Consider the following 25802-nt stretch of genomic DNA (forward strand, 5'->3'; position numbering starts at 1 on the left):
GAACGGGGGCGGTTCCATGTGGTGCGGGTGCGGTTCACAGGACGAGGGCGATACTGGTCCGATGGCCACCCGACTCCGTACCGCCCACACCGCGGACCTCACCCCGGCCGACCTCCGCGCCGCCCGCACCTTGCTGGACGGCGCCTTCGAAGGAGACTTCGGCAACCAGGACTGGGAGCACGGGCTGGGCGGGATGCATGTGCTCGTCGACGACGAACAGGGACTCGCGGCACACGGATCCGTCGTCCAGCGGCGCGTCGCGCACCGCGGACGCTGGCTGCGCCTGGGGTACATCGAGGCCGTGGGCGTCCGTGCCGATGTGCGGCGCAGGGGGCTCGGTGGCCGCGTGATGGCCGAGCTGGAGCGGATCGTCGACGGGGCCTACGACCTCGGTGCGCTCTCCGCCAGCGACGAGGGGGCCGCGCTCTACCGCGCCCGGGGCTGGCAGCCGTGGTCCGGCCGCGTCTGCGCCCTCGGGCCCGAGGGGGTCGTACGCCTGCCCGACGAGGAGGGCTCCACCTTTGTACGCCCCGTCGCCGCGGGCCTGCTCGACCCGGCGTACGAGCTGGTCTTCGACTGGCGGGACGGGGACGTGCTCTGACCGGCCGTCAGACGGCCCGCACGATGATCTTCCCGGTGTTGCCGCCCCGCAGCATCGACAGGAAGGCCTCCACGATGCGGTCGAAGCCGTCCACGATCGTCTCGTCCGACTCCAGCCGCCCGTCGATCAGATGCGGGACGGCGAACTCGTACAACTCCTCCTGCAGATCGCGGTAGTCGCTCACCAGGAAGCCCTCGATGCGCAGGCTCTTCTCGACCACGGCGGAGTGGTCGAAGACGGTGGGCGGGGCGTCCGGGGTGTTGTACTGCCCGATCGTGCCGATTCGCACCACCCGGCCGTGCTCGCGCAACGCGCCGATCGCGGCGGCCAGCTGCCCGCCGCCGACGTTGTCGACGAACAGGTCGACGCCGTCGGGCGCGGCCTTGGCGAGGAGGTCCGCGACCGGGCCGGAGTGGTAGTCGAAGGCCGCGTCGTAACCGACCCGCTCGGTCAGGTACGCCACCTTCGCCGCGCTGCCCGTGCTTCCCACCAGCCGTCCGGCGCCCAGAAGCCGGGCGAACCGGCCGGTGGCCGTACCGACCCCGCCCGCCGCGGCCGACACGAACACGTCGTCGCCCTCCTTCAGACGGGCGATCCGGGTGAGCCCGACGTACGCGGTCAGGCCCGTGCCGCCGAGCACGCTCAGATACGCGGACAGGGGGACCCCGTCGTAGTGGGGGAGGCGTCGGGCCTCCTCGGGGCGTACGACGGCGTGGGTGCGCCAGCCGTGCCGGTGGAAGACGATCTCCCCTTCGGGCAGGGCCGGATCGCGGGACTCGATCACCCGGCCGAGGGTGCGGCCCTCCAGCGGGGAGTTCAACGGGAAGTCGCCGTCCATCATTTCGCGGTGGTACGGGTCCACGGACCAGTACAGGTTCTCCACCAGCACCGTGCCCGGGGCGGGTTCGGGGACGGGCGACTCGGCGAAACGGAAGTGAGCGGGGGCGGGGTAGCCGGTCGGACGGGCGGTCTGCTGCACGGTGAGCGCGATCTCGGTCATGGCGGCGACCGTAGGCAGGAATGCGGGGGGCCGGGCAGGGAGTTGGGCTCATGGAACGGCCGCATCCATGAGACGTCCTCATAGCAGCAGGTGGGAGCCCTCGATGAGCACAGCGGACCTCGCGCCGCAGGAGCTGCGGATCCTCGTCGCCGTGGCCCGGGAGGGCGGTTTCTCGGCGGCCGGTGCCGCGCTCGGCAGCACACAGTCCGCGGTGTCGCACGCGGTCCGCGGCATCGAACGGAAGCTGGGCGTCGTCCTGTTCGACCGCGGCCGGTACGGGGCACGCCCCACGCCCGCCGGTGAACGGGCCGTCGCGCACGCCCGGCGTGTGCTGCGCATGCTGGAGGCGCTCGTGGCGGAGACGCGCGGCGTGGGCGCCGGCCCGGACGGCGGCGACACGGTGGCCGGGCCGCTGCGCATCGCGGCGTTCCGCAGCGCGGCGCTGTACCTGCTGCCGCCGGCGCTGGAACGGCTGACCGCGCGCCACCCCGGGATCGTGCCGACGGTCGACGTCGTCCGCGAGATCGGGCCGGGCACGGCCGGGGAGGTGGCCGCGGGGCGGGCGGACGTCGGGATCGCGACGATGGGCACCAGCACGCCGGTGCCCGCCGGGCTGGTCGGGGACGTGCTGCTGGAGGAGCCGTACGCGCTGGTCCATCCGGCCGGGCATCCGGACCCGCGCTCGCTTCCGCTGGTGGACTGGACCGAGAACTGCTCGTCGTACACGCGGACGTGGTGGGCCGCACAGGAGTGGATTCCCACGGCGACGGTGCGGGCCGAGGATGACGGAGCGGTGCTCTCGATGGTGAGCAGTGGTCTAGGTATGGCCATCATGCCCGCCCTGTCCCTGACGAGAGCACCGCTCACAACGGAGATCACCGACCTCGGCCCGGACCGCCCCACGCGCCAGGTCGGATACGTCACCACACCGGAACTGGCCGCGACGGTCGCGGTACGGGCGCTGATCCGGGAGCTGCGGGGACTCCGCCGTCTCAGATAGTAGGAAGTCCGAGTAATTGTGGAGACAGACGCGCCGTCCTCCCTTAGTTTTGTGGGAGCCGAACGTCTCGCTCGATCAAGCGAATGGCGGTCGTGAGCCGGGCCCTGTGCAGGCAATCCCTGCGGCGCTGCTCCCCGCCCCTCCGGCGTCTCGTTACCCCTTTCCGCACTCCCGGATCATCGAAGGAGTCGATTCCCCATGGCCGAGACGACCGCCCGCCGCCGAGTCCGTCACGTTTCCCGAACGAACGAGTCCGACCGCAGGAACGCCGCCGCCGCGCTCCAGCGCGCCCTCGACCGCCGCGACAACGGCGGCGAGACGGGCCACCGGGCCGCATAGCGAACCCAAGCCGGGAGCCGCGCCCGCACGGGGTGCGGCGCGGGCCGTGAGTCACGGGCTCACGCCCCGCGCCGCACCTCGAACATGTTGCCGGCGTCACCTGTCCGCGTCGCTGGCGTCACCCGTCCACGTCGCTGTCGTCACCCGCCCGGGTGCCCGCCCGTGTCCGTATCCCGGACGCCGCGTGTCATCCCATGGGACAAGGAGTACGGTGCCGACATGTCTCGCAGCATCAATCTCGCAGTGATTCCCGGTGACGGCATCGGCCAGGAGGTCGTGACCCAGGGGCTCAAGGTCCTTTCCGCCGTCCTCCCGCAGGATGTGAAGCTGGAGACCAAGGACTACGACTTCGGCGCCCGGCGCTATCACGCCACCGGTGAGACCCTCACCGACGCCGACCTGGAGCAGCTGGCGCGGCACGACGCGATCCTGCTGGGCGCGATCGGCGACCCCTCGGTCCCGTCCGGCGTCCTGGAGCGCGGCTTCCTGCTCAAGCTCCGCTTCGCCTTCGACCACCACGTCAACCTGCGGCCCTCCAAGCTGCTCCCGGGCGTGCCGACCCCGCTCGCGGGCCAGCCCGAGATCGACTTCGTCGTCGTCCGTGAGGGCACCGAAGGCCCGTACACGGGCAACGGCGGCACCATCCGCAAGGGCACCCCCCAGGAGGTCGCCACCGAGGTGTCCGTGAACACGGCCTTCGGTGTCGAGCGCGTGGTCCGTGACGCGTTCGCCCGCGCCCAGGCACGCCCGCGCAAGAAGCTGGCACTGGTCCACAAGAACAACGTGCTCACGTTCGCGGGTCACCTGTGGACGAACATCTTCAACAAGGTGGCGGAGGAGTTCCCCGAGGTCACCACCGAGTACATGCACGTGGACGCGGCGACGATCTATCTCGTCACGCAGCCCGAGCGCTTCGACGTGATCGTCACCGACAACCTCTTCGGTGACATCCTCACCGACCTGGCCGCCGCCATCTCGGGCGGCATCGGGGTCGCCGCCTCCGGCAACATCAACCCGTCCGGCGAGTTCCCGTCCATGTTCGAGCCCGTGCACGGCTCGGCGCCCGACATCGCGGGCCAGGGCAAGGCCGACCCCTCGGCCACCGTCCTGTCGGTCGCCCTCCTGCTGCGCCACCTCGGATACGAGGCCGAGGCCGCCCGCATCGAGGAGGCCGTCTCCGCCGACCTCGCCGAGCGCGTGGGCAAGCCCGCCCGCACCACCGACGAGATCGGCGACGCGCTCGCCGTACGAGTAGCAGGCTGACCCGCCGCCGCTCACACCTCCTGAGAAGGCCGCCGGGTCGCAATCGCGCCCGGCGGCTTTTCCATGCCCTCGCCGGGTGTCACCATCGATCCACCCCTGGGCAAGCCCAAGGGCCGCATTCACACCGTTCCGGTCCACAGCTCCCGGTTGCGATAATCGAAGCCGGAGCCGCGGAATGAGGGAATGCTCGGACGTCCTAGCACTGGCCACTGGCAGTGCGGGCGTGAGCGCGGCCCGTCAACACAACCGGTGAAGGACAACCATTCATGACGACGCCCACGATCGAGCTGAAGCCCTCCTCCAACCCCCTCTCCGACGCGGAGCGGGAAGCGATCCTGGCCAACCCCGGGTTCGGCCGCCACTTCACCGATCACATGGTGACGATCAAGTGGACCGAGGGGCGGGGCTGGCACGACGGCCAGCTCGTCCCGTACGGCCCGCTCTCCCTCGACCCCGCGAACATGACCCTGCACTACGCGCAGGAGATCTTCGAGGGCCTCAAGGCGTACCGCCAGCCCGACGGCTCGGTCGCCACCTTCCGCCCGGAGATGAACGCCCGGCGCTTCCAGCGCTCCGCCTTCCGCCTCGGGATGCCCGAGCTGCCGGTCGAGACGTTCATCGAGGCATGCGACGTCCTCGTCCAGCAGGACAAGGACTGGGTGCCGGCGCACGGCGGCGAGGAGTCTCTGTACCTGCGCCCCTTCATGATCGCCACCGAGGTCGGCCTCGGTGTGAAGCCCGCCAACGAGTACCTCTTCCTCGTCATCGCCTCCCCGGCGGGCGCCTACTTCGCGGGCGGTGTGAAGCCGGTCTCCATCTGGCTCTCCGAGGACCGCGTCCGCGCCGTCCCCGGCGGTATGGGCGACGCCAAGACCGGCGGCAACTACGCGGCCTCCCTGCTCGCCCAGGCCGAGGCCGCGGCCAAGGGCTGCGACCAGGTCTGCTACCTCGACGCCGTGGAGCACAAGTGGGTCGAGGAACTCGGCGGCATGAACCTGTACTTCGTGTACGGAAACAAGATCGTCACGCCGACCCTCACCGGCTCCATCCTGGAGGGCGTCACCCGTGACTCCCTCCTCACGGTCGCCCGCGACCTCGGCTACGAGGCGGAGGAGGGCCGCGTCTCCGTCGACCAGTGGCAGGCCGACTCCGAGAACGGCACCCTCACCGAGGTCTTCGCCTGCGGCACGGCGGCGGTCATCACCCCGGTCGGCACGGTCAAGCGCACGGGCGCCGAGTGGAAGCAGTCGGGCGGCGAGCCGGGCGAGGTCACCCTCAAGCTCCGCGAGGCCCTGCTGGACATCCAGCGCGGCACCCACGAGGACACGCACGGCTGGATGCACAGGCTCGGCTAGATCCACGGCACGGCCAAGGGCCGCCCCGGACTTCGCGTCCTGGGCGGCCCTTTCGTATGCCCGTCGCATGCGTGTCGTATGCCCGCGCGAGGTGAATGTTTGAGTGACGTTCAATGCATTCGTCGGCAGGGTCTGGGTGTGGGGTTTCGTTCCGCGGATCTCGTGCTTAGAGTGGCGCTCTAAAGCCAGGGAAGGAAGGGAGGCGTCGTGAGACTGACCCCCACGGAGCGCGACCGGCTGCTGCTGTTCTCGGCGGCCGAGTTGGCGCGGGCCCGCAAGGCCCGCGGCCTCAGGCTCAACGTGCCCGAGGCGACCGCCCTCATCGCCGACACGGTGTGCGAGGCGGCCCGTGACGGGGCCCGGCTCGCCGAGGCCGTCGAGCGCGCCAGGGCGGTCCTCGGCCCCGACGACGTGCTGCCGGGCGTCGCGGACGTGGTCACGGAGGTGCACGTGGAGGCCGTCTTCGACGACGGGTCGCGACTCGCGGTCGTCGGCGACCCCATCCGGGGCGGACTGGGGGACCAGGCCCCCGGCGCGCTGCTGCCGGGGCCCGAGCACTCCGGGCCCGAGGCGGCGGTCCGGCTGACGGTCACCAACACCGCGACCGTGCCGGTCTCCGTCACCTCCCACTTCCACTTCTTCGAGGCCAACCCGCGGCTCGACTTCGAGCGCGCGCCGGCCTACGGCATGCGGCTCGCCGTGCCCGCCGGGTCGTCGGTCCGTTTCGGGCCGGGGGAGTGCGTCGAGGTCGGCCTCGTGCCGATCGGGGGCGACCGGATCGCGATCGGGTTCGCCGGGCTCGTCGACGGGCCGCTGGACGCGCCGGGCGCGAAGGAAGAAGCCCTGCGCCGGGCCGCCGCCTGCGGATATCTGGGAGCCGAACGATGAATCCGTACGAGTACGCCGCCACCCACGGCCCCCGCGCCGGCGACCGCGTCCGGCTCGGCGACTCCGGGCTGGTCGTGCGGATCGAGTCCGACGCGCAGAAGTACGGCGACGAGTTCCTCGCCGGCTTCGGCAAGACCGCCCGCGACGGACTGCACCTCAAGGCCGCCGCCGTGCGCGAGACCTGCGACGTCGTCATCAGCAACGTGGTCGTGATCGACGCCGCACAGGGGATCAGGAAGGTCTCCATCGGTATCCGCGAGGGGCGTATCCACGCGATAGGGCGGGCCGGGAACCCCGACACCCTCGACGGGGTCGACGTGGTGGTCGGCACGGGTACGTCGATCGTGTCCGGCGAGGGTCTGATCGCCACCGCCGGCGCCGTCGACACGCATGTCCATCTGCTGTCGCCGCGCATCATGGAGGCCTCGCTGGCCTCCGGCGTGACCACGATCATCGGCCAGGAGTTCGGGCCGGTGTGGGGCGTCGGCGTCAACTCGCCCTGGGCGCTGCGGCACGCGTTCGGCGCGTTCGACGCCTGGCCGGTCAACATCGGCTTCCTGGGCAGGGGTTCGTCCTCCGATCCCGCGCCCCTGATCGAGGCGCTGGCCGAGGGCGGCGCGTCCGGCTTCAAGGTGCACGAGGACATGGGCGCCCACACCCGTGCCCTCGACACCGCGCTGCGTGTCGCCGAGCAGTACGACGTCCAAGTCGCCCTGCACAGCGACGGGTTGAACGAGTGCCTGTCCGTCGAGGACACGCTCCGGGTCCTCGAAGGGCGGACCATCCACGCCTTCCACATCGAGGGCTGCGGCGGCGGTCATGTGCCGAACGTCCTGAAGATGGCGGGCATACCGAACGTCATCGGCTCGTCCACCAACCCGACCCTCCCCTTCGGCCGGGACGCCGTCGCCGAGCACTACGGCATGATCGTCTCCGTCCACGACCTGAAGACCGACCTGCCGGGCGACGCCGCCATGGCCCGCGACCGCATTCGCGCCGGGACCATGGGCGCCGAGGACGTGCTGCACGACCTGGGCGCGATCGGCATCACCTCGTCGGACGCGCAGGGTATGGGCCGCGCGGGCGAGACCGTGCGCCGTACCTTCGCGATGGCAGGCAAGATGAAGGCCGAGCTGGGCCCCACGGAGGGCGACGGACCGGACGACGACAACGCCCGCGTCCTGCGCTACATCGCCAAGCTGACCATCAACCCCGCCATCGCCCACGGCCTCTCGCACGAGGTCGGCTCCATCGAGGTCGGCAAGCTCGCCGACATCGTTCTGTGGCGGCCGGAGTACTTCGGCGCCAAGCCGCAGCTCGTGCTCAAGGCCGGTTTCCCGGCGTACGGGGTGGTCGGCGACCCGGGCGCGGCCACCGACACCTGCGAACCCCTCGTCCTGGGCCCCCAGTTCGGCGCGCACGGCGCCACACCCGCCGACATCTCGGTCGCCTTCGTCGCCCAGGCGGCACTCGACCAGGGCAACGACAGGATGCCCACCCGGCGGCGCAGGGTCGCCGTCCGCGGTACCCGGGGCATCGGCCCCGCCGACCTGCGCCTCAACTCCCGTACCGGAACGGTGGACGTCGACCAGCGCACCGGCCTGGTCACCCTCGACGGCGACCCGATCCGCTCCGAGCCCGCCGACTCGGTCTCTCTCAACCGCCTGTACTTCCTTTAAACGTCACAGCCTGTGAGGACCCGCGACATGACCACCCCCGCCGCCGACGGCTTCCGCATGCCCGCCGAGTGGGCCCCGCACGAACGCACCTGGATGGCGTGGCCGGGGCCCAACCCGACCTTCGACACCCCGGGCGACCTCGCCGCCGCCCGCGCGGCCTGGGCGTCGGTCGCCCGCGCGGTCCGCCGTTTCGAACCGGTGACGGTGGTGTGCGGCCCCGGACAGTCGGCGGAGGCCCGGACCCTCCTCGGCCCGGGCATCGACACCGTCGAGCGCGACCTCGACGACGCCTGGATGCGCGACATCGGACCTACCTTCCTCACCAACGGCGCGGGTGAACTCGCCGCCGTGGACTGGACGTTCAACGGCTGGGGCGCCCAGGAGTGGGCCCGCTGGGAGCACGACGCGAAGATCGCCGCGTACGTCTCGGGCCTCGCGGGCGCGAAGACGTACGCCTCGGAGCTGGTCAACGAGGGCGGCGCGATCCATGTGGACGGCGAGGGGACCGTCCTGCTCACCGAGACCGTGCAGCTCGGCCCCGAGCGCAACCCGCACTGGACGAGGGAGCGGGTGGAGGCCGAGATCCATGCCCACCTCGGCACCCGCAAGGCGATCTGGCTGCCGCGCGGACTGACCGGCGACTACCCCCCGCACGGCTTCGGCACCCTCGGCCACGTCGACATCGTCGCCGCCTTCGCCCGCCCCGGCGTCGTGGTCGCCCACCACCAGCCGGACCCGGCACACCCCGACCATGAGGTGACGAAGGAGGTCATCGGCCTGCTGAAGTCGGCGACCGACGCCCATGGCCGCCGTCTGGAGGTCGTCGAGGTGCCCGCCCCGACGACCCTGGAGGCCGACGGCCACTGGGCCGACTACTCCTACATCAACCACTACCTCTGCAACGGCGGCGTCGTGCTGTGCGGCTTCGACGACCCCCGGGACGAGATCGCCGCGGGCATCTTCCGCCGCCTCTTCCCCGAGCGGACGGTGACGCTGGTGGACGCCCGCGGGATCTTCGCGGGCGGGGGCGGCATCCACTGCATCACCCAGCAGCAGCCCAGGGCAGCGGTCAGGTAGAACGTCAGGGTGAACGTACTGCTGCTCTGCCCGGCCCGCGGCCACCGCCTCACCGAGCTCCGCACGGAACCCGTATGAACGCCCCATCGTCCTCCCCCCGCCGCCGCACCCCCGCTCCGCCGCGCGAGGAGGTACTCGCCGCCGCCATGGAGATGATCGCCGAGCGCGGTCTGGAGAAGCTCACCATGGCGGCGCTCGGCCGGGAGGTCGGGATGAGCAGCGGCCATCTGCTCTACTACTTCCGGTCCAAGGACGAACTGCTCCTGGAGACCCTGGAGTGGAGCGAGGGCAGACTGGGCGCCGAACGCGGCCGGCTGCTCAGCCGCCCGGTCCCGGCCCGGGAACGGCTCGACGCGTACGTCGATCTGTACGTCCCCGACGGTCACCGCGACCCGCACTGGACGCTGTGGCTGGAGGTCTGGAACCGCTCGCAGAACGCCGACGACGCAGCCCGCGCCCGGCAGGCCGCCATCGAGGGAGCCTGGCACCGTGACCTGGTGGCACTGCTCGCCGAGGGCGTGTCGAGGGGGGAGTTCCGGGCGATCGACCCGGACCGTTTCGCCGCCCGGCTGCGCGCCCTCCTCGACGGCTTCTCCATCCATGTGGCGATCGGCCTGCGCGGCACGGACCGGGACCAGGTCCTGCGCCACGTAAGGGAGTTTCTGGCCGAATCCCTGGGCTGAGCATGGGCTGAGCATGGGCTGAGCATGGGCTGAGCATGGGCTGAGCCGGGGCTGACCGGCGGCCCGCGTACTCGCGGACACGCGATCATCCGCCCGGGTTGTACGTAATCGAACGCATTGACCAGGGATGCATGGTGCGGTTGCATCCCGACGAGCCCTCGGCGCAGGGCCGGGGGAACAGGGGAACAGCGGACTTCAGGCCTCTGACGACCGCATCCTGAGACGGCGGTGAGCGCGGGGGTGGAATGTGCCAGACTGCCCCCGTGCTCTCGTTCGCCATGATTATTGGCAGCAGGCGCGCCGGTCCGCAGTGACCGCCACGTACGACCAGGTACGGGCGGCCACCGTCGTCCTCGACCCGCGCGCAGACCTCTCGCACCCGCGAGAGGTTTTTCGTTTTCCTGGCCCACCATCAGCCGGGAGGGGAGCGCGAGGGACCATTGGGGGGACGGTGGAGCCGGTCATTCCGGTAGACCGAGATCCAACACAGGAGCCTTGACACCATGACGGAAACCAGCGAGCTCGACGACTCGTTCCACGTCTTCGACACCACGCTGCGTGACGGCGCGCAGCGCGAGGGCATCAACCTCACCGTCGCGGACAAGCTGGCCATCGCACGGCACCTGGACGACTTCGGCGTGGGCTTCATCGAGGGCGGCTGGCCCGGCGCCAACCCGCGGGACACCGAGTTCTTCGCCCGTGCCCAGCAGGAGATCGAGTTCAAGCACGCCCAACTGGTCGCCTTCGGCGCGACACGCCGGGCGGGCGGCAAGGCCGCCGAGGACCCGCAGGTCAAGGCGCTGCTGGACGCGGGCGCGCCGGTGATCACCCTGGTCGCGAAGTCCCACGACCGCCACGTCGAGCTGGCCCTGCGCACCACGCTGGACGAGAACCTGGAGATGATCCGCGACACGGTGTCGTACCTGCGGTCCCAGAACCGCCGGGTCTTCGTGGACTGCGAGCACTTCTTCGACGGCTACCGGGCGAACCCCGAGTACGCGAAGGCGGTGGTCCGTACGGCGGCCGAGGCGGGCGCGGACGTGGTCATCCTCTGTGACACGAACGGCGGCATGCTCCCGGCGCAGGTCCACGCGGTCGTCTCGACGGTCCTCGCGGACACGGGCGCCCGCCTGGGCATCCACGCACAGGACGACACGGGATGCGCGGTGGCCAACACGCTGGCGGCGGTGGACGCGGGCGCGACGCATGTGCAGTGCACGGCGAACGGCTACGGCGAGCGGGTGGGCAACGCGAACCTGTTCCCGGTGGTGGCGGCCCTGGAACTGAAGTACGGCAAGAAGGTGCTGCCCGAGGGCAGGCTCCGCGAGATGACGCGCATCTCGCACGCGATCGCGGAGGTCGTCAACCTGACGCCTTCCACCCATCAGCCGTACGTGGGCGTCTCGGCCTTCGCCCACAAGGCGGGCCTGCACGCATCGGCCATCAAGGTAGACCCGGACCTGTACCAGCACATCGACCCCGAGCTGGTCGGCAACACCATGCGGATGCTGGTGTCCGACATGGCGGGCCGCGCGTCGGTGGAGCTCAAGGGCAAGGAACTGGGCGTGGACCTGGGCGGCGACCGGGAGCTGGTCGGCCGGGTCGTGGAGCGCGTGAAGGAACGCGAACTCAAGGGCTACTCGTACGAAGCGGCGGACGCCTCGTTCGAGCTGCTGCTGCGCGAGGAGGTGGCGGGCAAGCCCCTCCGCTACTTCCGCACCGAGTCCTGGCGGGCGATCGTCGAGGACCGCCCCGACGGCACCCACGCCAACGAGGCCACGGTCAAGCTCTGGGCCAAGAGCGAGCGCATCGTCGCCACGGCGGAGGGCAACGGCCCGGTCAACGCCCTGGACCGCGCCCTGCGCGTGGCCCTGGAGACGATCTACCCCGAGCTCGCCGCCCTCGACCTGGTGGACTACAAGGTCCGCATCCTGGAGGGCAAGCACGGCACGCAGTCCACGACGCGCGTGCTGATCTCCACGTCGGACGGCAAGGGCGAGTGGTCCACCGTGGGCGTGGCGGAGAACGTGATCGCGGCGTCGTGGCAGGCGCTGGAGGACGCGTACACGTACGGTCTGCTGCGCGCGGGCGTGGAGCCGGCGGAGTAGCGGAGTAACGGACGGTTCAGCAGGAGTCCGCGGCGAGCTTCTCGAACTCGCCGCGGCTCATGGCACGGTCGTCGGCCCAGACCTGGCCGGGCCCCAGCCGGTCGAGATCGGCCGCGCGGAAGGTGACGATGCCGGTGTACTCGTAGTTGAACTCACCCTTACCGAAGGCGAGTTCGTACGTGTACGCCGACACCAGCCGCTGCTTCCCCGCCGTGCGGGCCTGCCAGGTTTCCGGGGGCGAGAAGAGCGGAAAGTCGGCGTCGGAGCCACGCCGCTTGCCGGGAGCCTTCCAGCCGGAGCGGTTGCGGTCCGAGTCGTCCTCGGCGGGCGCGCCGGTGAGGCCGAGGCCTTGGATGAGATCGTCGCCGCACGGTCTCAGCAGCGCCCGCGGGCTGCCCGAGGCATCACGGTAGACGGCGGCCAAGGGCAGCATCATGGCGCCGCAACCGCTCAGCAACGCCATTCCGCCGATCACCCCGGCCATCGCCAGGACCGTCCGTCGCATACCCGCAGCCCCTCTTCTGTTCGTCGACCGCCATGGTGGGGGGCGGTCCGGCTCATCTTCCAGCAACGGTCGGTCTCGCTCGCGTTGCGGTGCCGCACCTGACAGGACCGACTGCCCCCCCATGGGGACCGTCTGAGGATCGGCATCCGGTTTTGGGTGCATTCGGGTAGTTTCGAACTATGAAGGCCGCGCTGATGCGAGCACTCGCGGTACCGCTGGTCGCCCTGATCATGGCGGCCCTGACGGTGCTGTCAGCCGGCGCGCCCCACGCGTACGCGGCGACGGACGTCTCGGTCATCGCCGAGGCGCTCCGCAGAAGCCCCGTATACGTCGACCCGGCCGCCTCCGGCAGGCTGCCCGCCCCGGACGCCGACGCCCTCGCGAAGAAGATCAAGGGCGCCGACAAGCCGGTCTTCGTGGCGGTCCTGCCCTCGGGCTACCCCACACAGAACCTCTTCCCCAAGCTGCGCACGGCCACCGGCATCACCGGCCTGTACGCGATCCGCCTGGGCGACCGCTTCGACGCCCGGGCCGACTCCTCGGTCTTGCCCCGCACCGCCGTGCGGAACCTGGTCAGCAGCGTCCAGGGGGAGACCGCCAAGGCCCAGCTGAACGACTTCACCGACCGCGCCCTCGCCAACGTCGGCGGCCACGCGCCGTCGAGCTGGGGTACCTCGGGTGGCAGCAACATGGCATCACCCACCGCGCTGATCACGGTTGGCGCGGTGCTCCTGGCCGCGGGCGTGGGCGCCTACACCCTCGTACGCCGCACCCGGCGCCGGCGGGAGGAGGAGCAGCGGGCCGCGCTGGAGAAGCTGCGGGTCGTGGTCGACGAGGACATCACCGCCTTCGGTGAGGAGCTGGACCGCCTCGACTTCCACCCGGCGGAGCCGGGCGCGGACGACGCGATGCGCGCGGACTACGAACGGGCACTGGACGCGTACGAGCAGGCGAAGTCGTCCATGGCGGCGGCACAGCGGCCGGAGGATGTGAAGGCCGTGACCCAGGCCCTGGAGGACGGCCGCTTCTCGCTCGCGCAGCTCGCCGCCCGCCGTGAGGGGTGCCCCCTCCCGGAGCGCAGGCCGCCCTGCTTCTTCGACCCGCGGCACGGCCCGTCCGTCGCCGACGCGACCTGGACGCCTCCGGGTGGCGCAGCCCGCGAGGTCCCGGTCTGCGCGGCGGACCAGGCCCGGCTGGCCGACGGCCGCGACCCCATGGTCCGCGAGGTGGAAACGGACTACGGCCGCCGCCCGTACTGGGACGCCGGCCCGGCGTACGGCCCCTGGGCGGGCGGCTACTTCGGCGGCGGCCTGCTGCCCGGTCTGCTGGTCGGCACCCTGCTCGGCAGCATGATGGCCACCCCGTCGTACGCGACCGACTACGGCACCGGGTACGGCGACTTCGGCGGCTATGACGGCTACGACGGCGGAGACACCTCCGGCGCCGACTTCGACTCCGGAGACTTCGGCGGCGGCTTCGGCGACGGCGGGGGAGGGGACTTCGGCGGGGGTGGTGGGGACTTCGGCGGAGGGTTCTGAACCGGGCGGGTTCACGCGCCTTCGGGTACGTCCCCGTCCGCGAGTCGTTCAGCGGGCAACGCGGTCAAGAAACTCACTCCAGGTGGCTGGGGAGACTGTGAGAACGGGCCCGGCGGGGGTCTTGGAGTCGCGGATGTGGATGGTGGCGGGGGTGGTGGCGACTTCGAGGCAGTTGCCGCCCTCGTTGCTGCTGTAACTGGACTTGAACCACGACAAGCCGTCCGAAGGGAGATTTCGTCGTGCTGCGGTGTTCATTACTCTCCTAGCAGTCTGTCCAGGAGGCGCGCGCTCTCGTCTGGAGAGAGGGCCTGTGACCGCAGCATTCCATACTTCAGCTGATAAACGCTCACCTCGTCGGGATCATCGACCAGGAAGCTCGCGCGCTGCACCTCCAGGTAGACCGCGTGCTCGTGGTGCGCCGTCTCCAACAGCAACATGGGTCCCGCCAGACCGGCGTGCGGCACGCGACCCAAGGGCATGATCTGAAGCCCCATATGGACGCGGTCACCGTACTCGCGCAGCTTGCGAATCTGCTCGCGCATGATCTCAGGCCCACCGAGAGCTGTTCGCAGAAGGCCCTCCTCCAGGATGAAATGGCCGAATGGTGGTTGCTTGCGCTGCCAGATCTCTTGCCGTTCCATGCGAGAAGCCACCCACTGTTCTGCCGCCTCGTCCTCGAACCGTGGGAAACGGCATTCGAAGGAAGCGCGGCAGTAGTCCTCGGTCTGGAGGAGGCCAGGAACCATCTGCGTCTCGTACGAGAGAATGCTGACAGCCTCCTGCTCAATGTCGACGAGCCCTTGGGCGAACTGCGGCATCCTTTCCCGCACCGGCATCTTCGCCACCAGCACGGCCAACGCCCCACCCGTACCCAACAGTTCGTCGAACTGCTCGGCCCGATCCGGCTGTAACGCAAGCCGCCCCTGCTCGATCGATCCCACCGTGTCGACGTGAATGTTCGCCAACTCGGCGAACTGCTCCTGCGTATGGCGGGCCTGCCTCCTGAAGTGCGCCACGAGCGCACCGACCGCCTGCCACGAACCGACCTTCTTGGGCTGCTTCCTCGCCGACTGCATGGCGGTCCCCTTCCCCCGCAGACACACGAAGTCCTCGTAGCGAGCTCGTAGGAATCACGACTACGACCTCACACACTGCTCCACTGTAGTGACACCCTGTGACAGTCGGAGTCGTGAACGGACAACCCCGACACCCCCACACCCGCGAGGCGTTCTACCGCAGGGACCGCAGATCGGTGCACCTGGCCCGTGAGTTCACCCGCGAGGCGCTCATGGACTGGGCCGTGGCCGAGCGCAGCGACGACGTACTGCTCTGCGTGAGCGAACTCGCCACCAACGCGTTGCTCCACGGCGTACCGCCCGGCCGAGGCTTCGGCCTGCGCCTGGCCTTGCACCCCGACGGCGTCCTGCGCATCGAGATCCACGACAGCGGCCCCGGCGAGGTCGGACTCCCGGACGACACGTCACCGGAGTCGGAACGCGGTCGCGGTCTCCTGCTCGTCGCCGCACTCGCGGACAAGTGGGGCGTCGAGGATCGGGATCCGGGAAAGATCGTGTGGTGCGAGTTAAGGGAAACGTACTTCCGGGAAACGTACTTCCCCAACCATGTGGAGCGACCTGTATAGGCCGGAAGCTGACCTACTTCCGGCCTACGGTCTCCCCATGACCTCACCCGACGACACAGAGCCCCACGCCTTCGAATCCGCCGCCCACCTGGACGCCTGGCTCGCCGCGCGCCCGGCCCCTCAGCCCGGAATATGGGTGAAGGTCGCGAAGAAGGGGGCGGGGGTGCGCTCGGTCACCGCCCGGGACGTCAACGACGTCGCCCTCTGTCATGGCTGGATCACCGGCCACCGTCGGGGGCTCGACGCGTCGTATTTCCTGCAGAAGATCACCCCGCGCAGGCCCGGGAGCCTGTGGTCCATGGTCAACGTGCGCAGGGTCGAGGAGCTCACCGCCGCCGGACGGATGCGGCCCGGCGGGTTGGCCGAGGTCGCGGTGGCCGAGGCGGACGGGCGGTGGGCGGCGGCGTACGAGTCGCAGAGGAACGCCACCGTGCCGGACGACTTGGCGGCGGCGCTGGAGCGGAGCCCGCGCGCCAAGCAGTGCTTCGACGGGCTTGGCAGGACGGATCAGTACCTTCTGGTACTTCCGCTGCTCAGGGCCCGCACGCCGAAGAGCCGGGCCGCCCGGCTGGACGCGGCGATCGCCCGGCTGGAGGTGGGCCGCCGCCCGGCGCAGGCGTGAGCGCCCGCCCTCCGGATACGGGGGAGTGGAGGGCGGGCGCGCTCAGGGGGCCACGCGGGCCGGGGCTCGCGCGGCGGGTGCGGCGGGGTTACGCCTGCTTGATCGCCGAGATGTCGAAGACCAGCTTGATCTTGTCCGAGACCAGCACGCCGCCCGTCTCCAGCGCCGCGTTCCAGGTCAGGCCCCACTCCGAGCGCAGGATCTCCGCCTTGCCCTCGAAGCCGATTCGCTCGTTGCCGAACGGGTCCTTGGCCGCGCCGCTGAACTCCAGGTCGATGGTGAGCGGCTTGGTGATGCCCATGATCGACAGGTCACCGGTGATCCGGTAGTCGTCGCCGCCGAGGGCCTCCGCCTTGGTGGAGCGGAACGTCATCGTCGGGTGCTCGTCGGTCTTGAAGAAGTCGGAGCTCTTGAGGTGGCCGTCGCGGTCGGCCGAGCCCGTCTCGACGCTCTCCATCTTGACGTCGATGGAGGCCGTGGACTTCGACGGGGCCGAGCCGTCCAGGTGCAGCGTGCCGGTGAAGTCCTTGAAGTTGCCCTTGACGTTGGTGACCATGGCGTGCCGGGCCACGAAGCCGATCGTGGTGTGGGACGGGTCCAGCGTGTACTCGCCGGTCAGCGCGGCGAGGTCCGGGTTCACCGCAGCGGCGGCAGCCGGGGCGGCAGTGGTGTCGGTGTTGCTCTTGCGGCTGAAGAGACCCATGACGTGCTCCTTGGGGGGACGGTTCGTGGACTCGTGAAGCCACGACGGTGAGCTGTTGAATCTTTAATGAGCTCAACACGGACGACTGTAAGCCTATTCCGTTCAATCTTCAACATCATCCGCGTCGTGTTGTCGGAGTCGCTGTGAGTGATCGACTATGAGGGTCACGGCGTCCGGCAAGGTCCCGCCGGTGTTGCCGCGAGGCCGCCGTTCGAGGCTCCGTGTCACCCCGGGGATGGCATGTGGGACCCATCAATGCGAGGTCGCGCTCGGCTGACGGCTTTGTGAGACTCCCACAAGGCCCGTGCCCCCCGAGCAGTCAGATCGGCTGCACAGGGGTCTGGTTCTGTTCAGTGGTACCAGGAAAACGGGCCGGAGACTGTACGGAGTCGACGGCCCTCTTTCCTTGGTGGACTTCGTAAGGTCGCTACATGACCGTTTTGGACGAGGCTGTAGATTCCGGGAGCGAGCCCACGGATGCGCGGGGGCGGGTCGCCGAACTGCACGAGCTGCGTGCGCGGGCCCTGGCCGGGCCGAGTGAGAAGGCGACCGAGGCGCAGCACGCCAAGGGCAAGCTGACCGCTCGGGAGCGCATCGAGCTGCTTCTGGACGCGGGGTCGTTCCAGGAGGTCGAGCAGTTGCGCCGGCACCGGGCGACCGGGTTCGGCCTGGAGGCCAAGAAGCCGTACACGGACGGTGTGATCACCGGCTGGGGCACGGTGGAGGGCCGTACGGTCTTCGTCTACGCCCATGACTTCCGTATCTTCGGCGGCGCGCTGGGCGAGGCCCACGCCACGAAGATCCACAAGATCATGGACATGGCCATCGCGGCGGGTGCGCCGCTGGTCTCCCTGAACGACGGCGCGGGCGCCCGTATCCAGGAGGGCGTCAGCGCGCTGGCCGGCTACGGCGGCATCTTCCAGCGCAACACGAGGGCGTCCGGGGTCATCCCGCAGATCTCGGTGATGCTGGGCCCGTGTGCGGGCGGTGCGGCCTACAGCCCCGCCCTGACGGACTTCGTGTTCATGGTCCGCGACACCTCGCAGATGTTCATCACCGGGCCGGACGTGGTGAAGGCCGTGACCGGTGAGGAGATCACGCAGAACGGTCTGGGCGGTGCTGATGTGCACGCCGAGACCAGCGGTGTGTGCCACTTCGCCTATGACGACGAGGAGACGTGCATCGCCGAGGTGCGCTACCTCCTGTCGCTGCTGCCGCAGAACAACCGGGAGAACCCGCCGCGGGTGGAGTCCTCGGACGCTGCGGACCGCCGCAGCGACGTGCTGCTGGACCTGGTCCCGGCGGACGGCAACCGGCCGTACGACATGGCCAAGGTGATCGAGGAGATCGTCGACGACGGCGAGTACCTGGAGGTCCACGAGCGCTGGGCGCGGAACATCATCTGTGCGCTGGCGCGGCTGGACGGCCAGGTGGTGGGCATCATCGCCAACCAGCCGCAGACGCTGGCCGGTGTGCTGGACATCGAGGCGTCGGAAAAAGCTGCACGTTTTGTCCAGATGTGTGACGCTTTTAACATTCCGTTGGTGACGTTCCTGGACGTCCCCGGTTTCCTTCCCGGCGTCGACCAGGAGCACGGCGGCATCATCCGTCACGGCGCGAAGCTGCTGTACGCGTACTGCAACGCGACGGTGCCGCGGATCTCGCTGATCCTGCGCAAGGCGTACGGAGGTGCGTACATCGTGATGGACAGCCAGTCCATCGGGGCGGACCTCACCTTCGCGTGGCCGACCAACGAGATCGCGGTGATGGGCGCGGAAGGCGCGGCCAATGTCATCTTCCGCCGTCAGATCGCGGACGCGGAGGACCCGGAGGCCATGCGGGCGCGGATGGTCAAGGAGTACAAGTCCGAGCTGATGCACCCGTACTACGCGGCCGAGCGCGGTCTGGTCGACGACGTCATCGACCCCGCCGAGACCCGCGAGGTCCTGATCAAGTCGCTCGCGATGCTCCAGTCCAAGCACGCGGACCTGCCCTCCCGCAAGCACGGCAACCCCCCGCAGTAACCCAGCGGATTCTCCCCGATACCTCTGCGGAAACCTCTCTCACGGAGACTGACACCCATGAACACTCCCGACATCCGCGTCGAGAAGGGCCACGCCGAGCCCGAGGAAGTCGCCGCCATCACTGCGATCCTGCTGGCCCGCGCTGCCGCCCGCACCACCGAGCCCACCCAGGCCCACCGCACCGGCCGCAAGGCCGGCTGGCGCCGCCTGGAGCGCGAGGGCGGCTTCCGCGCCCCGCACAGCTGGCACTAGGCGCTGCGCTCGCCTGAGCGGCTGATACGCCGAGTAGGGCCCCCTCCGATGGAGGGGGCCCTACTCGTACGCGCGACAGGGGCCCGGCCGGTTCGGCTCCGCCGTGCTCCGCCGTGCTCCGCCGTGCTCCGCCGTGCTCCGCCGTCGTGGTTGCTCGCCGCCGAGCGGCGGCGGACAAGGCGGGCTGACACAACGAAACGGCCCCTGTGCCCTCCGAGGGGGCACAGGGGCCGTTTCGTGTCGAGACCTACCGCAGACGCGCCATCAGCGCGTGCTCCACGAGAGTGATGAGCGCCGACTTCGCATCGGCCCGATGCCGCGCGTCCGTGGTGATGATCGGGGTGTCCGGGCCGATCTGCAGGGCCTCGCGGACCTCGTCCGGCTGGTACGGCTGGTTGCCGTCGAAGCCGTTGAGGGCGATGACGAACGGCAGACCGCTGTTCTCGAAGTAGTCGACCGCGGGGAAGCAGTCGGCCAGGCGGCGGGTGTCGACCAGGACGATGGCGCCGATGGCGCCGCGGACCAGGTCGTCCCACATGAACCAGAAGCGGTCCTGGCCGGGCGTGCCGAACAGGTACAGGATCAGGTCCTGGTCCAGGGTGATACGGCCGAAGTCCATGGCCACCGTGGTGGTGGTCTTGTCCCCGGTGTGGGTGAGGTCGTCGATGCCTGCCGAAGCAGACGTCATGACGGCCTCGGTGCGCAGCGGATTGATCTCCGAGACGGCACCCACGAACGTGGTCTTGCCCACGCCGAAGCCGCCCGCCACCACGATCTTCGCGGAGGTGGTGGAGCGGGAAGGACCGCCGCTAGAGCTTGCGAAGTCCACTGAGCACCCTTTCGAGCAGTGTCACGTCTGGCTGGCCGCCGGCGTTCTCGTCGCCGCCGGGCTGATGGATGGCGACCAGGCCCGCCTCCGCCAAGTCGGCGACGAGGATCCTGGCCACGCCGAGAGGGATCGTCAGGAGCGCCGAGATCTCGGCCACCGACTTGATTTCCCGGCAGAGGTTGCAGATCCGCTGATGCTCGGGCAGCTGGCCCTGCATCTGGTGCGGCTGCGCGGTGGTGTGCACCAGCGCCTCGATGGCGAGCTGGTAGCGCGGCCTGGTACGGCCGCCTGTCATGGCGTACGGACGCACCAGGGGGTTGTTCGACGACCCCGCGGGCGCCGGCTCGGGAGCGCGGCGCTGCGGCTGCACGGGCTGGATGCGCGGTGCCGCCGGCTGGTCGTACGGCGACGGACCGGGGCCCTGCGGGCCCTGGGGCGCGTACGGCTGTTGCCGGTGGCTCGGTGCGGAGGGGAAGTTGTACCGGTTCTGCTCACCCTGTCCCGGGCCCTGGCCAGGACCATAGGACCAATTGCCGGCGGGATGACCGCCTGGGGGTGTTGCCACTTTCTCTCCTCCTCCTCTGACTGTGCCGGGCACCCATCGCCGTGGAAGCCGCGTCCCGAAACCTTACGGCCCCGGGACGCCAATACGCACCGTCTGACTATTAGTTGAGAAGGCTTCCCTGGAGCTCCGCACGAAGGTCCGGAGTCAGAACCGTGCCGGCACGGTCCACCAGAAGCGCCATCTCGTACCCAACCAGGCCGATATCGGCCTCCGGGTGTGCGAGAACAGCGAGCGACGAACCGTCGGAGATGGACATGATGAAGAGGAATCCCCGCTCCATCTCCACAACCGTCTGGTTCACACTGCCACCCTCGAAGATGCGGGAGGCACCCGCGGTCAGCGAGGTCAGACCGGAGGCGACGGCCGCCAGCTGATCGGCGCGGTCACGCGGAAAGCCTTCGGACATCGCCAGAAGGAGTCCGTCGGCGGAGACCACCACCGTGTGGGACACCCCCGGGGTGTTGTCCACGAAGTTGGTGATCAACCAGTTCAGGTTCTGTGCCGCCTGGCTCATCGGGCTCACACTAACGCTCCTGGTTGTAGGTGCTGTCAGGACCGAAGCCCTGGCCGTTCGTTTCACTGCCTGCGTTGCGTCCGCGTTGGACACCTCGACGCAGGTTGCTCAGCCTGCCCCGGACATCCTCCGGGGCACGGGAGACCTGTGGGCCTCCCTGCGGGGTCGTCTCCGCGGCGCCCTCGATCAGGTTCGCCTTGGGTACCCGTCGAGGCAGTCCGGAAGAGGTGACCCCGCCCGCCTTGGGCTTCCGGAGCGACGACGCCTGCTGCCACCGCTGGTCGTTCGCGGAGCGCCAGTCGTCGCCCGACTCCGTGGCCGCCGGCGGCTCCTGCGGCACGGACCGCGGTCGGCCGGTGGCGCCGCTCGCGGTGGAACCGCGGCGGGGCAGTCCGGCGTCGGTCATCTCGTGGGCAGCGGGGGCCGACCCCGGACGATCGAAGCCTACGCGGTCCCGCTCACTCACGTCAGCGGCCTGCACGGATTCCGTTTCCGGAGCGTAATCGGCGCGGTAGGCGTTCTGGTACTCGTCCTGCTTCGGCCAGTCATCCTGGTAGGACGACTCGTCGAAGGCCGAGAACGTCTCCGAAGCGGTGGCCTGGGCCGCCGCACGGTTCTCCTGGCCCGGCTCCGCATAGGCCGGCTCCGGGTAGCCGCCGTCGGCCGGGAAGCCGTCGCCCTGCGGCACTGAGCCGTTGGACGCGAAGTACGGCTCCTCGTACGCAGGCTGCTGCGGCTCGCCGTACGCCGTCTGCTGGTCGTAACCGGTCTGCTGGTCGTACGCCGCCCGCTGTTCATCGTAGGCGCCCTGCCCGTTGTCGTACGCGGGCTGCTGCGCCTCGAACCCGTCCTGGTACGACGGAGCGGTCTCCTGGGCCTCCTGCTGGTGGCCGGGGTCGTGCGTCTGGGCCTCCAGGGCCGCACGGCGCTCCTCGCGCATCAGCGAGCGGCCGACGGGGTCCAGGTCCCGGATGTCGTCCGGGACCTCGGTGTAGCGGCTGTCGTCGAAGCCGAGCTCCGCCGCCGTCCGCATCGGCTGTCCGGCGAAGCTCTCGCCCTGGAAGGACTGCTCCGGGATGATCTGCGAAACGGTGAAGTCGTTGCGCTCCAGCGGCTGTTCGCCGCCACCGCCGTGGGTGATGGCGTCCGGGAGCATGACCAGCGAGGTGGTGCCGGCCTGCTCGCCGGAGGGGCGCAGCTGGACCCGGATGCCGTGCCGGTCGGACAGCCGGCCGACCACGAACAGGCCCATGCGCTGCGAGATCGCGGCGTCCACGGTCGGCGGGTTGGCCAGCTTGTGGTTGATGTCCGCGAAGTCCTCGGCCGTGAGGCCGATGCCCTTGTCGTGGATCTCGACCATGACGCGGCCGTCGGGCAGACGGGTCGCGGTGACACGCACCTTGGTCTGCGGCGAGGAGAACGTCGTGGCGTTCTCCAGCAGCTCGGCGAGCAGGTGCACGAGGTCGGTCACGGCGCGGCCGTGGATCTCGGCCTCCGGGACACCGGACAGCTCGATGCGCTCGTACTGCTCCACCTCGGAGGAGGCGGCGCGCAGGACGTCCACGAGGGGGACGGGCTGGTCCCAGCGGCGGCCGGGCTCCTCGCCCGCGAGGACCAGGAGGTTCTCGCCGTTGCGGCGCATACGGGTCGCGAGGTGGTCCAGGCGGAAGAGGTTCTCCAGCTGGTCCGGGTCGGCCTCGTTGTTCTCCAGGTCGGTGATCAGGGTCAGCTGGCCCTCGATCAGCGACTGGTTGCGGCGCGAGAGGTTGGTGAAGATCGCGTTGATGTTGCCCCGCAGCAGGGCCTGCTCGGCGGCGAGCCGGACGGCCTCGCGGTGGACCTGGTCGAAGGCGCGGGCGACCTCGCCGATCTCGTCCCTGGAGGAGATCGGGATGGGTGCGACGCGGGTGTCGACGCGGCCCGGGTCGGTGCGCGAGAGCTGGTCGACGAGCATCGGCAGGCGCTGCTCGGCGACGCCGAAGGCGGCGTTGCGCAGCTGGCGCATCGAGCGGCTCATCTGGCGGGCCATGAGACCGGCGATGATGAAGGCGGCGAGCAGGGCGACGACGACGATGGCGCCGTTGATGTAGGCGTTGCGCTGGGCGTCGGAGGCGATCTGGCCGGCGTCGTCGACGGCGCGGTTGATCAGTTCCTTCTCCACCTGGCTGTATCCCTGGAACTTCAGGCTGGAGACCGCCATCCATGAGGACGGGGTGATGCCGAGCTGCGCGAGTTCGGAGGGCGTCTTGGCGCTGCCGATCGCCTGGATCATCTTGTCCATCGCCGGCGGGGTCACGACGGTCTGACCGGCGGCCTGGGCCTTGGCCTGGGCGTCGGCGAGCTGCTTCTTGCCCTCTTCCGTCTTCTGCTGCATCACCTCGATGAGGCGGGCGGCGTCCTTCTCGGTGCCGCCGGAGACGTACTCCTGCAGAGCGACGTTCTCCAGGTACGCGTACGAGGTGAAGGCGGTGACCTGTCGCGCGTAGGTCTTCGTGTCGGTGCTGGGCTTGACCAGCAGGTGCATGCCTATGGAGCGCTGGAGCGACTCGGCGCCCTTGGCGAGGGCGAGGGCGTACACCGTGCGGCCGTACGCGGTGATGTTCCCGGTGCCGAGGCCCAGCTCGTTCGAGAACTCCATCAGCAGGTGCTCGACGGTGACGTAGCCCTCTTCGGTCTGGACCGGGTCCATGGCCTTGGTGTACGCCGCCTGGCGGATCTTCTCCAACTGGGGCTCGGCCTTCACCACCAGGTCGAGTCGGCGCGCCAGTCCCTGCTCGGCGGGCATTCCGACGACTTCCTTGTGGAACGCGTCGGCCTTCTGGTCGGTGACGGCCCGGGCCTGCTTGACGGCCGAGTCGTTCCGGTCGCCGTTCAGCAACGGCTGCGCGGAGACATCGCGCTCGTTGAGGAGGGCCTCGGCGTAGTCGCTCGCCGCGGATACGATCTTCGCGACCTTCTCCGCGTCCCGGGCCTCCTGCCAGGTGTTGATCGAGCTCCTTACCTGGAAGCCGCCCATGACCAGGCCGACCAGCGCGGGTATGAGCAGGATCGCGTTCAGCCTGGTCGGCACGCGCCAGTTGCGCGGGGAGAGGCGGCCACCGCTGGACGGGAGGGCCGTCGGCTCCGGGCCGGGCACGTGTGCGGGTGCCGCTCCGCGCGGCGGCGGGGTGAAGTTGCCCCGCGCCGAAGGCTCGGGGCCTTTCTTGCTTCGCCTCACTCGACCAACAACCTCTCGGCGACGGCACCTACGTCGTGCCGCGGTGTCTCCTGAGCCCTGTCGCCGACAAGTACGTCATTGACTACTGGGCAGTTCAGGCATTCCAGCACGTCAGCCTGCGCGATTCCAAACACTCGGAATGAAGGATTCCGGTGCTGGGGGCCACACATAAAACGGTCATAAAGAGCGAGCCCCGCCAAAAGACGGGGCCTTTGTGAGCGCAGCGAGACCGAACGACCGCGACGCGTTGCGATACCACCGGATTTCTCTGTCGAAACGTTATGAACACCGGGGCCGACCGTGTCAAACGCCACAGCCGGCTCCGGCATATCTACGACAACTGCCGTATGGCGCCGCCTATTTGATCTACCGCAGGCGTGCCATGAGGGCATGTTCGACGAGCGTGATCAGCGCACTCTTGGCGTCCGTGCGGTGGCGGGCGTCCGTGGTGATGATCGGCGCGTCCGGACCGATCTGGAGTGCCTCCCGCACTTCTTCGGGCGCGTAGGGCTGGTGCCCGTCGAAGCCGTTGAGCGCGACGACGAACGGCAGACCGCTGTTCTCGAAGTAGTCGACCGCGGGGAAGCAGTCGGCCAGGCGGCGCGTGTCGACCAGGACCACCGCGCCGATGGCGCCGCGGACCAGGTCGTCCCACATGAACCAGAAGCGGTCCTGACCGGGCGTGCCGAACAGGTACAGGATCAGGTCCTGGTCCAGGGTGATACGGCCGAAGTCCATGGCCACCGTGGTGGTGGTCTTGTCCCCGGTGTGGGTGAGGTCGTCGATGCCCGCGGACGCGGACGTCATGACGGCCTCCGTGCGCAGCGGGTTGATCTCGGAGACGGCACCCACGAACGTGGTCTTGCCGACGCCGAACCCACCCGCCACCACGATCTTCGCGGAGGTGGTCGCCCGCCCTCCGTCAGAGCTTGCGAAGTCCACTGAGCACCCTTTCGAGCAGTGTCACGTCCGGCGCGCCGCCGTTGTTCTCGTCGCCACCCGGCTGGTGGATCGCGACGAGACCGGCTTCCGCGAGGTCCGCGACGAGGATCCGTGCCACGCCGAGCGGCATGGCGAGGAGCGCCGACACCTCTGCCACCGACTTCACCTCACGGCACAGGTGGCAGATCCGCTGGTGCTCCGGGAGCAGCCCCATGAGCGCTGCCGGGTCGGCCGTCGTGCTGATCAGCGCCTCGATGGCGAGCTGGTAGCGCGGCCGGGTCCGGCCGCCGGTCATCGCATACGGACGTACCAGCGGCTGGTCGCCCTCATCCCCGTACGGCTCCGCGTACGGATCATGAGAGGCGGTGGGCGGGGTCATGAATCCTCCGGGCGGGACAGCAAGTAGGTCAGTCGTGCCATCTGTCATGGCCGGTGGGGGGATTGTGGCGGCCGGAC

At 69.8% G+C, this 25802-nt stretch carries 26 protein-coding genes; 15 read left to right on the forward strand and 11 right to left on the reverse strand.

The genetic code is table 11. The features are described from left to right. Positions 1-61 precede the first annotated feature (61 nt). Positions 62-601, forward strand: a complete 540-nt coding sequence (locus Q2K21_RS07670; RefSeq protein WP_310767488.1) for a GNAT family N-acetyltransferase — start codon at positions 62-64, stop codon at positions 599-601. 7 nt (positions 602-608) lie between these two features. Here the strand turns inward: Q2K21_RS07670 and Q2K21_RS07675 are convergent, their stop codons facing one another. Further along, on the reverse strand, positions 609-1601 hold the full coding sequence (locus Q2K21_RS07675) for an NADP-dependent oxidoreductase (protein WP_310767491.1): 993 nt from the start codon (positions 1599-1601) through the stop codon (positions 609-611). 103 nt (positions 1602-1704) lie between these two features. On the opposite strand from Q2K21_RS07675, the gene Q2K21_RS07680 reads away from it, so the two are divergent. From Q2K21_RS07680 to cimA, 9 genes are all read left to right on the forward strand, one after another. Then, positions 1705-2601, forward strand: a complete 897-nt coding sequence (locus Q2K21_RS07680; RefSeq protein WP_310767494.1) for a LysR family transcriptional regulator — start codon at positions 1705-1707, stop codon at positions 2599-2601. 198 nt (positions 2602-2799) lie between these two features. Then, positions 2800-2940, forward strand: a complete 141-nt coding sequence (locus tag Q2K21_RS07685; protein ID WP_310767496.1) for a hypothetical protein — start codon at positions 2800-2802, stop codon at positions 2938-2940. A 219-nt stretch (positions 2941-3159) separates the two neighbouring features. Then, complete coding sequence (locus Q2K21_RS07690; protein ID WP_310767499.1) at positions 3160-4203, forward strand: 3-isopropylmalate dehydrogenase; 1044 nt, start codon at positions 3160-3162, stop codon at positions 4201-4203. A 266-nt stretch (positions 4204-4469) separates the two neighbouring features. Then, entirely contained in the window at positions 4470-5558 is a 1089-nt protein-coding gene (locus Q2K21_RS07695; RefSeq protein ID WP_310767503.1) for a branched-chain amino acid aminotransferase, read from the forward strand. A gap of 207 nt (positions 5559-5765) precedes the next feature. Continuing rightward, positions 5766-6446: an urease subunit gamma gene (gene ureA / locus Q2K21_RS07700; RefSeq protein ID WP_310767505.1), complete on the forward strand. Its 681-nt coding sequence runs from the start codon at positions 5766-5768 to the stop codon at positions 6444-6446. Beyond that, positions 6443-8125: an urease subunit alpha gene (locus tag Q2K21_RS07705; RefSeq protein WP_310767507.1), complete on the forward strand. Its 1683-nt coding sequence runs from the start codon at positions 6443-6445 to the stop codon at positions 8123-8125. The genes ureA and Q2K21_RS07705 overlap by 4 nt, the downstream gene beginning before the upstream one ends. A 27-nt stretch (positions 8126-8152) precedes the next feature. Continuing rightward, a complete protein-coding gene (locus tag Q2K21_RS07710) occupies positions 8153-9202 on the forward strand; it encodes an agmatine deiminase family protein (RefSeq protein WP_310767509.1) in 1050 nt (349 codons plus the stop codon). Positions 9203-9276: 74 nt separating this feature from the next. After that, positions 9277-9885: a TetR/AcrR family transcriptional regulator gene (locus Q2K21_RS07715; protein WP_310767512.1), complete on the forward strand. Its 609-nt coding sequence runs from the start codon at positions 9277-9279 to the stop codon at positions 9883-9885. Between the two features lie 503 nt (positions 9886-10388). Beyond that, a complete protein-coding gene (gene cimA / locus Q2K21_RS07720) occupies positions 10389-11993 on the forward strand; it encodes a citramalate synthase (RefSeq protein WP_310767515.1) in 1605 nt (534 codons plus the stop codon). Positions 11994-12009: 16 nt separating this feature from the next. Here cimA and Q2K21_RS07725 read toward each other — a convergent pair whose 3' ends face one another. After that, on the reverse strand, positions 12010-12498 hold the full coding sequence (locus Q2K21_RS07725; RefSeq protein ID WP_310767517.1) for a hypothetical protein: 489 nt from the start codon (positions 12496-12498) through the stop codon (positions 12010-12012). A 179-nt stretch (positions 12499-12677) separates the two neighbouring features. On the opposite strand from Q2K21_RS07725, the gene Q2K21_RS07730 reads away from it, so the two are divergent. Next, positions 12678-14036, forward strand: coding sequence for a pseudouridine synthase family protein (locus Q2K21_RS07730; RefSeq protein WP_310767520.1), 1359 nt, complete (start codon positions 12678-12680; stop codon positions 14034-14036). A 48-nt stretch (positions 14037-14084) separates the two neighbouring features. On the opposite strand, the gene Q2K21_RS07735 is transcribed toward Q2K21_RS07730, so the two are convergent. After that, positions 14085-14291, reverse strand: a complete 207-nt coding sequence (locus tag Q2K21_RS07735) for a DUF397 domain-containing protein (RefSeq protein ID WP_310767523.1) — start codon at positions 14289-14291, stop codon at positions 14085-14087. Next, positions 14291-15112 (reverse strand): helix-turn-helix domain-containing protein, encoded by an 822-nt coding sequence (locus Q2K21_RS07740; protein WP_310767526.1) that lies wholly within the window; start codon positions 15110-15112, stop codon positions 14291-14293. Before Q2K21_RS07740 ends, Q2K21_RS07735 begins: the two co-directional genes overlap by 1 nt. Positions 15113-15225: 113 nt before the next feature. On the opposite strand from Q2K21_RS07740, the gene Q2K21_RS07745 reads away from it, so the two are divergent. After that, on the forward strand, positions 15226-15678 hold the full coding sequence (locus Q2K21_RS07745) for an ATP-binding protein (RefSeq protein ID WP_310767529.1): 453 nt from the start codon (positions 15226-15228) through the stop codon (positions 15676-15678). A 37-nt stretch (positions 15679-15715) separates the two neighbouring features. Then, positions 15716-16300, forward strand: a complete 585-nt coding sequence (locus tag Q2K21_RS07750) for a YdeI/OmpD-associated family protein (RefSeq protein ID WP_310767532.1) — start codon at positions 15716-15718, stop codon at positions 16298-16300. Positions 16301-16388: 88 nt separating this feature from the next. On the opposite strand, the gene Q2K21_RS07755 is transcribed toward Q2K21_RS07750, so the two are convergent. After that, on the reverse strand, positions 16389-17003 hold the full coding sequence (locus Q2K21_RS07755) for a YceI family protein (protein ID WP_310767535.1): 615 nt from the start codon (positions 17001-17003) through the stop codon (positions 16389-16391). A 431-nt stretch (positions 17004-17434) separates the two neighbouring features. On the opposite strand from Q2K21_RS07755, the gene Q2K21_RS07760 reads away from it, so the two are divergent. Both Q2K21_RS07760 and Q2K21_RS07765 read left to right on the forward strand, forming a co-directional pair. Beyond that, positions 17435-19027: an acyl-CoA carboxylase subunit beta gene (locus tag Q2K21_RS07760; protein WP_310767538.1), complete on the forward strand. Its 1593-nt coding sequence runs from the start codon at positions 17435-17437 to the stop codon at positions 19025-19027. A gap of 57 nt (positions 19028-19084) precedes the next feature. Beyond that, entirely contained in the window at positions 19085-19279 is a 195-nt protein-coding gene (locus Q2K21_RS07765; protein WP_310767540.1) for an acyl-CoA carboxylase subunit epsilon, read from the forward strand. Positions 19280-19526: 247 nt separating this feature from the next. On the opposite strand, the gene Q2K21_RS07770 is transcribed toward Q2K21_RS07765, so the two are convergent. The 6 genes from Q2K21_RS07770 to Q2K21_RS07795 all read right to left on the reverse strand — a co-directional run bounded on the left by Q2K21_RS07770 (position 19527) and on the right by Q2K21_RS07795 (position 25725). Next, on the reverse strand, positions 19527-20108 hold the full coding sequence (locus Q2K21_RS07770) for a GTP-binding protein (protein WP_071369867.1): 582 nt from the start codon (positions 20106-20108) through the stop codon (positions 19527-19529). After that, complete coding sequence (locus tag Q2K21_RS07775; protein WP_310767550.1) at positions 20089-20673, reverse strand: DUF742 domain-containing protein; 585 nt, start codon at positions 20671-20673, stop codon at positions 20089-20091. Before Q2K21_RS07775 ends, Q2K21_RS07770 begins: the two co-directional genes overlap by 20 nt. A 100-nt stretch (positions 20674-20773) precedes the next feature. Continuing rightward, complete coding sequence (locus tag Q2K21_RS07780; RefSeq protein ID WP_033321188.1) at positions 20774-21187, reverse strand: roadblock/LC7 domain-containing protein; 414 nt, start codon at positions 21185-21187, stop codon at positions 20774-20776. 10 nt (positions 21188-21197) lie between these two features. Further along, positions 21198-24404: a sensor histidine kinase gene (locus Q2K21_RS07785; protein WP_310767559.1), complete on the reverse strand. Its 3207-nt coding sequence runs from the start codon at positions 24402-24404 to the stop codon at positions 21198-21200. Between the two features lie 366 nt (positions 24405-24770). Continuing rightward, entirely contained in the window at positions 24771-25346 is a 576-nt protein-coding gene (locus tag Q2K21_RS07790; RefSeq protein WP_310767561.1) for a GTP-binding protein, read from the reverse strand. After that, positions 25327-25725 carry a DUF742 domain-containing protein gene (locus tag Q2K21_RS07795; RefSeq protein ID WP_019058642.1) on the reverse strand — a complete coding sequence of 133 codons (399 nt, stop codon included), beginning with the start codon at positions 25723-25725 and terminating at the stop codon, positions 25327-25329. Before Q2K21_RS07795 ends, Q2K21_RS07790 begins: the two co-directional genes overlap by 20 nt. Positions 25726-25802 lie beyond the last annotated feature (77 nt).

The sequence above is a fragment of the Streptomyces sp. CGMCC 4.7035 genome (assembly GCF_031583065.1).
GTDB classification, from domain to species: domain Bacteria; phylum Actinomycetota; class Actinomycetes; order Streptomycetales; family Streptomycetaceae; genus Streptomyces; species Streptomyces yaanensis.